This window comes from Sphingomonas morindae (assembly GCF_023822065.1).
GTDB lineage: Bacteria > Pseudomonadota > Alphaproteobacteria > Sphingomonadales > Sphingomonadaceae > Solisphingomonas > Solisphingomonas morindae.
Map to the genome: position 1 here is coordinate 1,156,524 of NZ_CP084930.1, position 12,204 is coordinate 1,168,727.

The 12,204-nt window shown below is 71.1% G+C and carries 14 protein-coding genes and 1 pseudogene; 11 read left to right on the top strand and 4 right to left on the bottom strand.

Annotated elements, in window-relative coordinates:
- Positions 1-21: 21 nt before the first annotated feature.
- Positions 22-660: pseudogene (locus LHA26_RS05605) on the bottom strand (magnesium chelatase domain-containing protein); the annotation flags it as partial.
- 153 nt (positions 661-813) lie between these two features.
- Here LHA26_RS05605 and LHA26_RS05610 point away from each other — a divergent pair.
- The 8 genes from LHA26_RS05610 to dapE all read left to right on the top strand — a co-directional run bounded on the left by LHA26_RS05610 (position 814) and on the right by dapE (position 6,350).
- The gene (locus LHA26_RS05610; protein WP_252167751.1) at positions 814-1,065 is read left to right on the top strand and encodes a hypothetical protein; all 252 of its coding nucleotides are present in this window, start codon (positions 814-816) and stop codon (positions 1,063-1,065) included.
- Between the two features lie 112 nt (positions 1,066-1,177).
- Positions 1,178-1,312 (top strand): 50S ribosomal protein L34, encoded by a 135-nt coding sequence (gene rpmH / locus LHA26_RS05615; protein ID WP_015459770.1) that lies wholly within the window; start codon positions 1,178-1,180, stop codon positions 1,310-1,312.
- 17 nt (positions 1,313-1,329) lie between these two features.
- A complete protein-coding gene (gene rnpA, locus LHA26_RS05620; protein ID WP_302898040.1) occupies positions 1,330-1,647 on the top strand; it encodes a ribonuclease P protein component in 318 nt (105 codons plus the stop codon).
- Positions 1,644-1,856, top strand: a complete 213-nt coding sequence (yidD, locus tag LHA26_RS05625) for a membrane protein insertion efficiency factor YidD (protein WP_252167753.1) — start codon at positions 1,644-1,646, stop codon at positions 1,854-1,856. Before rnpA ends, yidD begins: the two co-directional genes overlap by 4 nt.
- 48 nt (positions 1,857-1,904) lie before the next feature.
- A complete protein-coding gene (gene yidC / locus LHA26_RS05630; protein ID WP_252167754.1) occupies positions 1,905-3,611 on the top strand; it encodes a membrane protein insertase YidC in 1,707 nt (568 codons plus the stop codon).
- The gene (gene yihA / locus LHA26_RS05635; protein ID WP_252167755.1) at positions 3,608-4,273 is read left to right on the top strand and encodes a ribosome biogenesis GTP-binding protein YihA/YsxC; all 666 of its coding nucleotides are present in this window, start codon (positions 3,608-3,610) and stop codon (positions 4,271-4,273) included. The genes yidC and yihA overlap by 4 nt, the downstream gene beginning before the upstream one ends.
- A 266-nt stretch (positions 4,274-4,539) precedes the next feature.
- Positions 4,540-5,214 carry a glutathione S-transferase family protein gene (locus tag LHA26_RS05640; protein WP_252167756.1) on the top strand — a complete coding sequence of 225 codons (675 nt, stop codon included), beginning with the start codon at positions 4,540-4,542 and terminating at the stop codon, positions 5,212-5,214.
- A 5-nt stretch (positions 5,215-5,219) separates the two neighbouring features.
- Complete coding sequence (gene dapE, locus LHA26_RS05645; RefSeq protein ID WP_252167757.1) at positions 5,220-6,350, top strand: succinyl-diaminopimelate desuccinylase; 1,131 nt, start codon at positions 5,220-5,222, stop codon at positions 6,348-6,350.
- Here dapE and LHA26_RS05650 read toward each other — a convergent pair.
- The 3 genes from LHA26_RS05650 to LHA26_RS05660 are packed head-to-tail and all read right to left on the bottom strand — an operon-like array spanning position 6,331 to position 8,757.
- A complete protein-coding gene (locus LHA26_RS05650) occupies positions 6,331-6,903 on the bottom strand; it encodes a Smr/MutS family protein (RefSeq protein WP_252167758.1) in 573 nt (190 codons plus the stop codon). The two genes, dapE and LHA26_RS05650, sit on opposite strands and share 20 nt — an antisense overlap.
- A complete protein-coding gene (gene mltA / locus LHA26_RS05655) occupies positions 6,878-8,101 on the bottom strand; it encodes a murein transglycosylase A (protein ID WP_252167759.1) in 1,224 nt (407 codons plus the stop codon). Before mltA ends, LHA26_RS05650 begins: the two co-directional genes overlap by 26 nt.
- Entirely contained in the window at positions 8,098-8,757 is a 660-nt protein-coding gene (locus LHA26_RS05660) for a Tim44/TimA family putative adaptor protein (protein ID WP_252167760.1), read from the bottom strand. Before LHA26_RS05660 ends, mltA begins: the two co-directional genes overlap by 4 nt.
- A gap of 255 nt (positions 8,758-9,012) precedes the next feature.
- Between LHA26_RS05660 and secB the strand changes: the two genes are divergently transcribed.
- From secB to trpS, 3 genes are read left to right on the top strand one after another with little or no spacing between them, the layout of a single operon-like run.
- Entirely contained in the window at positions 9,013-9,507 is a 495-nt protein-coding gene (secB, locus tag LHA26_RS05665; RefSeq protein WP_252167761.1) for a protein-export chaperone SecB, read from the top strand.
- 34 nt (positions 9,508-9,541) lie between these two features.
- The gene (gene murJ / locus LHA26_RS05670; RefSeq protein ID WP_252167762.1) at positions 9,542-11,128 is read left to right on the top strand and encodes a murein biosynthesis integral membrane protein MurJ; all 1,587 of its coding nucleotides are present in this window, start codon (positions 9,542-9,544) and stop codon (positions 11,126-11,128) included.
- 31 nt (positions 11,129-11,159) lie between these two features.
- Positions 11,160-12,191, top strand: a complete 1,032-nt coding sequence (trpS, locus tag LHA26_RS05675) for a tryptophan--tRNA ligase (RefSeq protein WP_252167763.1) — start codon at positions 11,160-11,162, stop codon at positions 12,189-12,191.
- Positions 12,192-12,204: the final 13 nt, after the last annotated feature.

A 12,204-nucleotide genomic window follows, 5' to 3' on the forward strand; every position in this document is an offset into this window, starting at 1 on the left:
CGGAGTAGATTGATCCTATCTTAGCAGATTATGACCCCCGGCCGCCGCCACCTCGAGCGCGCGCTTGGCGGTTTCCTGCCCGCGCACCTGGGCGAGATCGGGGCCGGGCGACGCCGGCTCGGCGATGCCGGGCACCGGCGCCGGCAGCAGCGCGCTGCCTTTCAGATGCGCGATCAGCCCGAGCAGATCGGGCGCGGCGGCCAATTGCAGCCGCCCCGCCCAGGCCGCTTCCGGCCCCTGGGCGGCGGGGCAGATCAGCCCGCGCCCGGAGGCGGCGGCATGGAGCGCGGCGAGCAGCACCCCGGGCGCGGGACCGATCCGCCCGTCGAGGCTGAGTTCGCCCACCACCACGAATTCGGCCAGCAGCTCGGCATCCACCACGCCCATGGCGGCGAGCAGGCCGAGCGCGATCGGCAGATCGAAATGCGAGCCTTCCTTGGGCAGATCGGCGGGGGAGAGATTGACGGTGATGCGTTTGGGCGGCAGCGCGAGCCCAATCGCGGCCAGCGCGGCGCGCACCCGCTCGCGGCTTTCGGCCACCGCCTTGTCGGGCAGGCCGACCAGCACGAAGGCGGGCAGGCCGGCGGCGAGCTGCACCTGCACCTCGACCCCGCGCGCCTCGAGCCCGAGGAACGCGACGGTCGCCACGATCGCCACCATCTTGCCCGATCTTCCCCCGCCGTCCCCGGCGCCGCAGCCTAGGCGGGCGCGGGCGAAAGGCAAGGCGCGCGGCTTGCGCGGGCGCGCGGCCTCGCCCATCTAACCCGCATGGACTGGGCCGAACGACGGCGGCGCTGGAAGACGCACAGGGTCATGCGCCCGCTTCTGTTCGGCTGCGGCTGGCTGCTGGTGCTGCTCGCCCCGCTGGTGGGGCTGCTGCCGGGCCCGGGCGGCCTCTTCGTGTTCGCGCTCGGCGCGGCGCTGCTGCTGGAAAGCTCGCCCCGGGCCAAGCGATTCTATGTCCGGATCAAGCGCCGCTGGCCTCGGCTGGGCGACTGGCTCGACTGGGGCCTGCGGCGGCCCAGCTGGAAACGGCGCCAGGCGCGGCTCGGGTCCGCCTGCTAAGGAGCCCCCGCCACATTGACGCCGCCCGCCATTTCGCCTATCGGCGCGGGGCATTGGCCGCCGCACGCCGGCGGCTTTTTCCGTTTGACCGTCTCGTTCGAGGTTTAGATCGATGAAGCGCACCTTCCAGCCCAGCCGCCTCGTGCGCAAGCGCCGCCACGGCTTCCGCAGCCGCTCCGCGACCCCGGGTGGCCGCAAGGTGCTGGCCGCCCGCCGCGCGCGCGGCCGCAAGACGCTCTCCGCCTGAGCGTTCCCGGCCTCGTCATGCTCCGGCGCCGCGCGGATTTCCTCGCGGCGAACGGCGGCAGACGCAAGCCGATGCCCGGATTCGTGTTGCTCGTGCGCCCGCGCGGCGATGCGGATCCGGCGATTCGAATCGGCTTCACCGTTTCCAAGAAGGTCGGCGGCGCGGTGGTGCGCAACCGTATGAAGCGGCGCTTCCGCGCGCTCGCCGCCGATCTGCTGCCGGCGCATGGCCTGGCCGGCGCCGATCATGTGCTGATCGGCCGCGCCGGCGGTATCGAGCGCGACTATGGCCTGCTCGAGCGCGAGCTGATCAAGGCGCTCGGCGCCTTGCGATGATCGCGCGGGCGCTCATCCTGCTCGCCCGTAGCTGGCAGGCCGGCCCCTCGCGGCTGCTGCCACCAACCTGTCGCTATCATCCGTCATGTTCGGCCTATGCGATCGAGGCGGTGTCGCGCTATGGCGCGCTGCGCGGGGGCTGGCTCGCCGCGCGCCGGCTCTGCCGCTGCCATCCGTTCGGCGGGCACGGCTATGATCCGGTGCCCTGACGCCATCGCCTTCGTCCTGATCGACCTGACCTCCTGGGGAACCCACCCGTGAACGAACAGCGCAACCTTCTTCTCGCCCTGCTTCTCTCGGGGCTGGTGCTGCTCGGCTGGACGCTGATCTCGGATCGCTATTTTCCGACCGCGAACAAGCCCTCGACCAAAGTGGTGGATGGCAAGCCCGTGCCCTTGCCCAATCCCCAGGCGCAGCCGGTCGCGACCGGGCCGCTCGCCAGCCAGGATCGCGGCCGCGCGCTGGCGGCGAGCCCCCGCGTGCGCATCGCGACGCCGCGGCTCGCGGGCTCGATCAACCTCAAGGGCGCCCGCCTCGACGATCTGGTGCTGACCACCCAGCGCGAGACGATCGCCAAGGATTCGCCGCCGGTGCGGCTCTTCTCGCCCGATGGCGCGCCCGAAGCCTATTTCGCCGGCTTCGGCTGGACGGGCAGCGGCATCGTGCTGCCCGATCCCAACACGGTGTGGACCGCAACCGGCGACATGCTGGCGCCGGGCAAGCCCGTCACCCTCTCCTGGAACAATGGCCGCGGCCAGGCCTTCGCCATCCAGCTGGCGGTGGACGATGCCTATCTCTTCACCATCCGCCAGACGGTGACCAACACCACGCGCGGCGGCGCCGTCAGCGTGCGGCCGTTCAGCTTCGTCACCCGCGAGGGCCAGTCCAAGGATCCGTCGAGCTGGGCCAATCATGTCGGTCCGCTCGGCGTGTTCGACCGCGCCGCCGATTACTCGCTCGACTGGAAGGATGTCGACAAGGCGGGCGCGGCCGGCGTGGCGCGCAGCTCCACCGGCGGCTGGCTGGGCTTTGGCGACAAATATTGGCTGACCGCCGCCATCCCCGATCCCAAGGCCAAGGTGGATGCCGCCTTCCGCGCCGATGGCGGGCGCTACCAGGCGGAATTCTCCCCCGCCGCCGCCATCGTCGCCCCCGGGCGCCAGACGGTCGCGACCTCCTATCTCTTCGCCGGCGGCAAGGACGCCTCGCTGCTCGACACCTATGACCAGCGCTACGGCTTCGACAAGCTCGACCATGCGATCGACTGGGGCTGGTTCATCTGGTTCGAGAAGCCGATCTTCTATCTGCTCGACTGGCTGTTCAAGGCGGTGGGCAATTTCGGCGTGGCGATCATCCTGCTCACCATCCTGGTGCGCGCGCTGATGTTCCCGATCGCCCAGCGGCAGTTCCGCTCGGCGGCGCAGATGCGCATCGTCCAGCCCAAGATGAAGGCGCTGCAGGAGCGGCACAAGGACGACAAGGTGAAGCTTCAGGAAGAGATGATGAAGCTGTACCGCGAGGAGAAGATCAATCCGCTCGCGGGCTGCCTGCCCGTCTTCCTCCAGATCCCGATCTTCTACGCGCTCTACAAGGTGCTGACGCTGACGCTGGAGATGCGCCACCAGCCGTTCGCGCTGTGGATCAAGGATCTCTCCGCCCCCGATCCGCTGACCCCGGTGAACCTGTTCGGCTTCCTGCCCTTCACGCCCACCGGCTTCCTCCACCTGTCGGTGCTCGCGATCCTGCTCGGCATCACCATGTGGCTGCAGTTCAAGCTCAATCCGGCGCCGGTCAGCGATCCCACGCAGAAGCAGATGTTCGCGCTGATGCCCTGGTTCATGATGTTCGTGATGTCGCCCTTCGCGGCGGGGCTGCAGATCTATTACATCGCCTCCAACTCAATCACGATCCTCCAGCAGAAGTGGCTCTACAGCCGCATGCCCCAGATGAAGGACGCGCGATGAGGGAGGCGCCGGGCGCCGAGGAGGATCCGCGGATCGAGGCGGCGCGCCGGCTGTTCGCGGGGCCGATCGCCTTCCTCAAATCGGCGCCCGAACTGAAATTCCTGCCCGAGCCGGGGGCACCCGAGATCGCCTTCGCCGGCCGCTCCAATGTCGGCAAGTCGAGCCTGATCAACGCGCTCACCGGCCGCTCCGGGCTGGCGCGCGCGTCCAACACGCCGGGTCGGACGCAGGAGCTGAACATCTTCGATGTCGGCACGCCGCTCGTGTTCCGGCTGGTCGACATGCCCGGCTATGGCTTCGCCAAGGCGCCCAAGGACGTGGTCCGCCGCTGGACCTATCTGATCAACGATTATCTGCGCGGGCGCGCGGTGCTGGCGCGCGTGCTGGTGCTGGTGGACAGCCGCCACGGCCTCAAGGATGTCGACCGCGAGGTCATGAAGATGCTCGACAAGGCGGCGGTGTCGTACCAGCTGGTGCTGACCAAGGCCGACAAGGTGAAGCCGCCCGCGCTCGAGGCCGTGACCGCCGAGACGCTGGCCGAGGCGCGCCGCCATGTCGCCGCCTTTCCGGAGATATTGGCGACCTCGAGCGACACGGGCGGCGGCCTGCCCGAGCTGCGCGCCGCCATTCTCGATGCGATCGCCGCCGCCAGCCAGGGCTGAGCGCCAAAACCGCTAATCTGGAGCAAGTTTCGGTCGACCGGGGCTGCCCGGCGCGGCATCGTGGCGGCGGAGAGGATCGCCAGCCCCGACGCCGGCCGACGGCGCGGGGACGCTTCACGGAGCCCGGCGCGCGCGCGGTGCGCCGGGCCTTGCCGCCGGGCGCCCGGCCCGCCGCCGCCCTGCCCGCGTCGCCCGTGCGATAGCGCTTCCCTTTCGCGCGCGCCTGACGCAGGGACAAGCCCTGTTCCTGGCGAGGAGGCGGCCTCATGCTCAAGCTCATCATCGGCAACAAGGCCTATTCCTCCTGGTCGCTGCGCGGCTGGCTGGCGGTGCGCCAATCGGGCCTGCCCTATGAGGAAATCACCGTTCCCCTCTATGACGAGGCCTGGGACCGGCGGCGCGAGGGCGCCGAATTCGCGCCCTCCTCCGGCAAGGTGCCGATCCTGTGGGATGGCGAGACGGTGGTGTGGGATTCGCTCGCCATCGTCGATTGGCTGGCCGATCGCGTCGGGCGCGAGCGCTTCTGGCCCGAGGATCCCGCCGCGCGCGGGATGGCGCGCTCGATGGCGGCGGAGATGCACAGCAGCTTCGCGGCGCTGCGGCGCGAGCACAGCATGAACATCCGCCGCCGCTACGCGCCGGTGCCGCCCTCCGAGGCGGTGCAGGCCGATCTCGCGCGCCTCTTCGAACTCTGGGCGCAGGCGCGCGCGCGCTTCGGCGGCGACGGCGATTTCCTGTTCGGCGCGTTCGGGGCGGCGGACATCATGTTCGCGCCCGTCTGCACCCGGCTCGTCACCTATGGGCTGCCGACCCCGCGCTTCGCGCTGCCCTATCTCCAGGCGGTGTTCGAGCATCCCTTCCTGCAGGACTGGATCGCCGACGCCCAGGCCGAGGATTGGGTGATCGAGAAGTTCGAAGCCGCGCCCGGCGCCGCCGCCTGAGCGTCATGACTGCGCTCGATCCGGTCCGCCTCGCCGCCGAACTCATCGCCTGTCCCAGCGTCACCCCCGAGGAGGGCGGCGCGCAGCAGCTCCTCGCGCAGTGGCTGTCGGCGCAGGGTTTCGCGGTGGAGCGGTTCGCCGCCGGCGCGGCGCCGCATGGTCCCGTCCCCAATCTCATCGCGGTGCGCCACCAGGGCGACGGGCCGCACTTCGCCTTTGCCGGGCACAGCGATGTCGTGCCGCCGGGCGAGGGCTGGACCGATCCGCCCTTCGCCGCCACGCGGCGCGGCGATCTTCTCTACGGACGCGGCGCGGTGGACATGAAGGGCGCCCTCGCCGCCTTTGTCGCCGCCGCCGATCGCGTGCGCGAACATCGCGGCACGATCAGCCTGCTCATCACCGGCGACGAGGAAGGGCCGGCGGTGCATGGCACGCGCGCGATCATGACGCGGCTGGCCGAGCGTGGCCTGCGGCCGGACATGATCCTGGTGGGCGAGCCCACGTCGAGCTCCCGGCTGGGCGACATGATGAAGATCGGCCGGCGCGGCTCGATCAACGCCTGGGTGCGCGTACCCGGCACCCAGGGCCATGTCGCCTATCCGCATCTCGCCGACAATCCGGTGGCGCGGCTGGTGCGCATCCTGGCGCGGCTCCAAACCTGGGAGATCGACCGCGGGACGGACTGGTTCCAGCCCTCCAATCTCGAAGTCACCGAGCTTGTGGTCGGCAATCCCGCCACGAACATCATCCCCGGCGCGGCGGCGGCGCGGCTCAACATCCGCTTCAACACGCTCCAGAGCGGCGCCGACCTGGCCGAGGCGATCCGCCGCATCGCGCTCGAGGAGGCGCCGCGCGCGGAGGTGGAGGCGATGATCTCGGGCGAGGCCTTTCTCACCGCGCCCGGCCCGCTCTCCGCCCTGGTCGCGGACGCGGTGACGGCGGTGACCGGGCTCGTGCCGGAACTCTCCACCAGCGGCGGCACCTCGGACGCGCGCTTCCTGTCCGCGCTCGCGCCCACCGTCGAATTCGGCCTGACCAACGCCACCATGCACAAGCTGGACGAGGCGGTGGCGGTGGCCGATCTCCACGCGCTTACCGCCATCTACGCAGAGCTGCTCAGACGCGCGCTCGCCTGAGCACGAGATAGAGCGCGCCCGCGCCGCCATGGCGGGGATGCGCGGCGCGGATCGCGGCGATGGCGGCGGCGTGGCGCGAATGGTGGAGCCAGTCCGTCACCGAGGCGCGGATCACGCCGCGCAGCGGATCGTCCATGCGGCTGCGGCCCGGCGGCGGCGGCCGTCCGGTGACGAGCAGCACCAGCCGCGCGCCGGCGGCGGTGGCGCGCGCCAGCCCGGCATCGAGCGCAGCATGCGCGGCGGCGAGCCCATGGCCGTGAAGATCGATCACATAATCGGGGGCGGCGGCGCCGCGCGCGAGGCGCCGGTCCCAGCCGCCGTCAAGCGTGTTGGAGAGGCGCGGCGGGGCGGGCGCAGGGCGAGCGCGCGCCAGCGCGGGCGGGGCGGGCACGGCCGGCGGGCTTGTCGGGGCGGCGGCGTCTGGCGCGGTCGCGGCCGGCTCCGCCTTGGCGGCGGGCGCGGACACCCCCGCCCGCCCCTTCAGCGGCCGGACGGTGGCGGCGACGCGGCGCCACAGCGCGGCCTCGTCAGGAGCGAGCGGCCGGTCGCGCATCGGCGCCAAGCCGGGCCAGCGTGCCCTGGGGCAGCAGCAGCAACGCGGTGCCGCGTGCCGCCATGCCGCCGGCGACCCGTTCGGCCTCGGCGCCCGCACCCCAGAAGGTATCAACCCGATTCGGTCCCTTGATCGCGCCGCCCGTATCCTGCGCGATCCACAGGCCCGCCGCCTCGCGGCGATCGGCGCTGAGCCAGAGCGGCGCGCCCAGCGGCACGAAGCGCGGATCGGCCGCGACCGAGACCCCGCCCGTCACCGGCACGCCGAGCGCGCCCAGCGGCCCCGGGCCGGTCAGCGGCTTGAAGAAGACATAGCTGCGGTTCTGCCGCATCACCTCGGCGGCCTGGTCGGGATGGGCGTGGAGCCAGCCGACTATCCCCTGCATCGAAGCCTGGCCCGGCGCGAGCAGGCCCTGCGCGAGCATCCATTTGCCGATGCCGGTATAGCTCTGGCCGTTCTGGCCGGCATAGCCGATCCGCAGCAGCCCGCCATCGGCGAGCCGGACCCGGCCCGATCCCTGAATCTGAAGGAAGAAGAAGGCGATGGGATCGGCGGCATAGCCGAGGATCGGGGCGTGTCCGCCAAGCCCCTGCTCTTCGATCTGGCGGCGATCGGGATAGGGCACGAGCCGCCGCCCGTCGATCCGGCCGCGAATCTTGCGGCCTTGCAGGTCGGGCGAGAATTGGCCAAGATCGGCCTCAACAAGATCGTCCGGCACGCCGTAGATCGGCACATCATAGCCGAGCTGCGGGGTGGCGCTGCCGGCGATCTCGGGCTCGTAATAGCCGGTGGCGAACAGCTGGCCGTCGCCGATCCGCGCGGTCTCGAAGAAGCGCGCGAAAAAGGCCAGCGCCTGGGCATCGGGCCAGCCCGAAGCGGCGGCGCAGGCGGGCTGCCAATCGGCGCCCCGGGTCAGGCCGCTCGCGTCGGTGCGGCGCACCAGCGCCGGGCACGACAGGCGGAAGGCGGCGAGCGCGGCGCCCGCGCGGCTGGGATCGATCGGCAGGCTCGCCAGCGCCGGCCCGGCGGCGACGCCCGCCTGGAGCGCGGTGGTGCCCGCTCCGGCGGGCGGCGGCGGCGCGGCGGCGGGCGGCGCGGGATGCACCGGCGGCGGCGCGATGCGCCCGGCCTGTGGCGATACGCAGGCCGCCAGCGCCAGCAGCGCGGCGAGCGGGGCCGCCCGCGCCTGGCGGATCATGCCGCCTCGTCGGTCTCGATCAGCAGCCAGTTGGGATCGGCCGCACGCACCGGCCGGCTGAACGTCCAGAGATCGTGCGTCTGCACCGCGTCGCTCATCGATCCGGCGACCACTTCGCCCGCCGCATTGCGCGTGATGGCGGCGATGTCGGCATCGAAGCGGACGGTGATGATCGCGGTCTGCCCGGCGACGCCGGCGCCGGCAATGCTCGCCCGCTCGATCTCGATCAGGCGATTCTCCAGCGTCTCGCCGGCGGCGGTGCGCGCGGCGATCGAATCGGTGAAGGCGGCGAGCACATCCTCGGCCACCAGCTTGGCCAGCACCGCCTCGTCCCCCGCCCAGAAGGCCTCGAGCGTCTGGCGATAGGCTGAGCGGGCGCCATCCAGGAACAGGCTGACGTCGAAATGCGGATCGGCGGCGACGACGGCGCGCACGCCCTCCACCGCGGCGGGATCGATCAGCGCGGCGGACGGCGCCTCGATCGCCTTGCGATCGCCCAGCGGCTCGGCCGCCGGCCGCGCGAGCAGCGTGCCGCGCTGCGCCTCGGCCGGCTTGGCGATGGGCTGCTGCTCATGGCCGGTGCGCCGTCCGAGCACGGCATAGAGCCGCAGCCCCACGAACAGCGCGACACACGCCAGGATGATGATCTCAGGCACCGAACCTCCGCTCCGGCCATGCGCCGGGCCAATAACGCGCTCACATCGAAATTGCCGGACCAGACCCGCCGCGGCTTGCGACGGAGTCTCGCCCACACCCTACATAGTCGTTTGGCGTCGACGTTACAAATGCGCGGCGCCGGCCCGGCGTTCCGTCGCGCATTGCTCCCGCCCGGCGGCCCTGCTAGGCGCGGCGACGGTCCGGCCGGCGCCGCCTTCGGGCCATAGCTTCTGAATTTGCTGAGGATGCCGATCATGGCCGACGAGATGGCCCCCGATTTCACCGCCAATGGCGAGGACACCCAGCCGCAGATCGGCATGATCGCGCAATATGTGAAGGATTTCTCGTTCGAGAATCCGAACGCGCCCAATGTCTATTCCTGGGCCGCCCAGCCGCAGATCGACGTCCAGTTCAATCTCGCCACCAGCCAGATCGGCGAGGATGTGCACGAGACGACGCTGAAGATCGACATCACCGCCGAGGGCGCCGAGGGCGTCGCCTTCCGCCTCGAGCTGCTTTACGGCGGCCTGTTCGGCATCCGCAACGTGCCGCCCGAGGCGGTGCAGCCCTTCCTGCTCGGCGAAGCGCCGCGCCTGCTCTTCCCCTTCGCGCGCCGCGTCGTGGCCGATGCCGTGCGCGACGGCGGCTTTCCGCCGCTGATGCTCGATCCGATCGATTTCAACGGCCTCTACTTCCAGCAGCTGGAGCAGCAGCAGGCGGCGATGGGCACGCCGGCCGGCGAAGCCTGACCTTTCGGCGGAGCGGGGCTCGGCACCGGCGGCCATGAGCCTCCTCCGCAATACGGCCACGATCGGCGGCCTGACCCTGGTCAGCCGCGTGCTGGGCTTTGTGCGCGATCAGCTGATGGCGCATTTCGTCGGCGCCGGCTTCGCCTCGGATGCCTTTCTCGTCGCGTGGCGGCTCCCCAACCTGTTCCGCGCGCTGTTCGCCGAGGGCGCCTTCGCCTCCGCCTTCGTGCCGATGTTCAACCGCACCGTCGGCGAGGCCGAGGCGACGGGCCAGCCGGGTCTGCCCGCCGGCATCCGCTTCGCCGAGGATGCGCTCTCGGTGCTGCTGCCCTTTCTGTGCGTGTTCACCACGCTCATCATGGCCTTTCCGCGTCCGATCGTGTGGCTCATCACGCTCGGCTTCCGCGAGGGCGGCGGCGCCGACAAGTTCGATCTCGCGGTGACGCTCACCCGCATCACCTTCCCCTATCTCCTGCTCATCTCGCTGGTCTCGCTGCTGGGCGGCATCCTCAACTCGCTCAACCGCTTCTGGGTGAATGCGGCGGCGCCGGTGCTGCTCAACATCTGCATGATCGCGGCGCTGCTCTTCTTCCGGGGCAGCACCGGCATCGCCACCGCGCACACCCAGGCGATCGCCGTCACCGTGTCGGGCGTCGCCCAGCTCGGCTGGCTGATCTGGTCGTGCCGCCGCGCCGGCGTGGTGCTGCGCCTGCGCCGCCCGCGCCTCAGCCCGCGCGTGCGCGCGCTCCTGGCGATGATCTGGCCGGCCGCGATCGGCCAGGGCGCGGTGCAGTTCAACCAGCTGATCTCGACCATGCTGGCCGCCGGCTTTCTCGGCCAGGGCACCGTCTCGTACCTCTATTATGCCGATCGGCTGAACCAGTTGCCGCTGGCGCTGGTGGGCATCGGCGTGGGCACCGCGATCCTGCCGAGCCTGTCCCGCCAGATCGGCGGCGGCGACGAGGCCGGCGCCATCGCCACCCAGAACCGGGCGATGGAATTGTCGCTGCTGCTGACGCTGCCGGCCACCGCCGCGCTCGCCGTCAGCGCCACGCCGCTGATCCGCGCGGTGCTGCAATCGGGCCATTTCTCGCCGGCCGATACGCGCGCCACCGCCGCCGCGCTGACCGCCTATGCGCTCGGCCTGCCCGCCTATGTGCTGATCAAGGTGCTGACCCCCGGCTTCTACGCGCGCGCCGACGTGAAGACGCCGGTGCGCATCGCCATGGCGGCGATGCTGTGCAACCTGCTGCTCAACGTCGCGACGGTCACGCTCACCCATCTCGCGCAGGTCGGGCTCGCCCTCTCGACCGCCGCCGCCTCGTGGATCAATGTCAGCGCGCTCTATCTCACGCTGCGGCGGCGCGGCCATTTCCATGTCGATGCCGGGCTCAGGCGGCGCGGGGTGCGGCTGCTCGCGGCGACGCTCTTGATGACGGTGGCGCTGCTCCTGCTGAACCCGCTGGTCGATCCGCTCGTGGGCGGCGCGCTGGGGCCGCGGCTGATCGGGCTGACGCTGCTGATCGGCATCGGCGCTGCGGTCTATTTCGGCGGCGCCTTCCTGGTCGGGGCGGTGCGGCCGGCCGAGCTGCGCGCGCTGGTGCGCCGTCGCCGCGCTTGACGCCGCGCGGCCGCTGGCCGATGCGCAGCCCATGAAGACACGCATCGTCTCGGGCATCCAGCCCACCGGCAACCTGCATCTCGGCAATTATCTCGGCGCGATCCGCAATTGGGTGCGGATGCAGGACGAAACCGCCGCCGCCGGCGGGGATTGCTTCTTCTTCCTCGCCGATCTCCACGCGATCACGGTCTATAATGATCCCGCCGAGCTGCGCGCCAATGTCCGCGCCATGGCGGCGGCGCTGATTGCCGCCGGGGTGGATCCAGCGCGCGCCACGCTGTTCAACCAGGCGGCCGTGCCCGCCCATGCCGAGCTGGCCTGGCTGCTCAATTGCACCGCCCGCATCGGCTGGCTCAACCGGATGACGCAGTTCAAGGAGAAATCGGGCAAGAATCGCGAGGGCGCTTCGATCGGCCTCTATGCCTATCCGGTGCTCCAGGCGGCGGACGTGCTGCTCTACGGCGCCAGCCATGTGCCGGTCGGCGAGGATCAGAAGCAGCATCTCGAGCTGGCCCGCGACATCGCGACCAAGTTCAACACCGATTACCATGTGGACCTGTTCCGCCTGCCCGAGCCGATCATCCCGCCGGCGGCGGCGCGGATCATGTCGCTGCGCGATGGCGGGGCGAAAATGTCCAAATCGGATCCGTCCGACGCCTCGCGCATCAATCTGACCGACGATGTCGACACGATCGCCGCCAAGATCCGCAAGGCCAAGACCGATCCCGAACCCCTGCCCGACACGGCCGAGGCGCTGGACGGCCGGCCCGAGGCGCGCAACCTGGTGGGCATCCATGCCGCGCTGGGCGACGAGAGCGTGGCGGACGTGCTGGCGCGGCACGCCGGCCAGGGCTTCGGCCAGTTCAAGCCGATGCTGGCGGAGCGGCTGGTGGAGACGCTGCGGCCAATCGGCGCGCGCCTGGCCGAGCTTGCCCGCGACCCGGCCGAGCTGGACCGGCTGCTCGCCGCCGGCGCCGCCCGCGCGCGCGACGCCGCCGCGCCGATGCTCGCGGGCGCCTATGATGCACTTGGATTAAGCCGGCAGCAACCGGCTGCGGGGTGATACGTTCATCGCC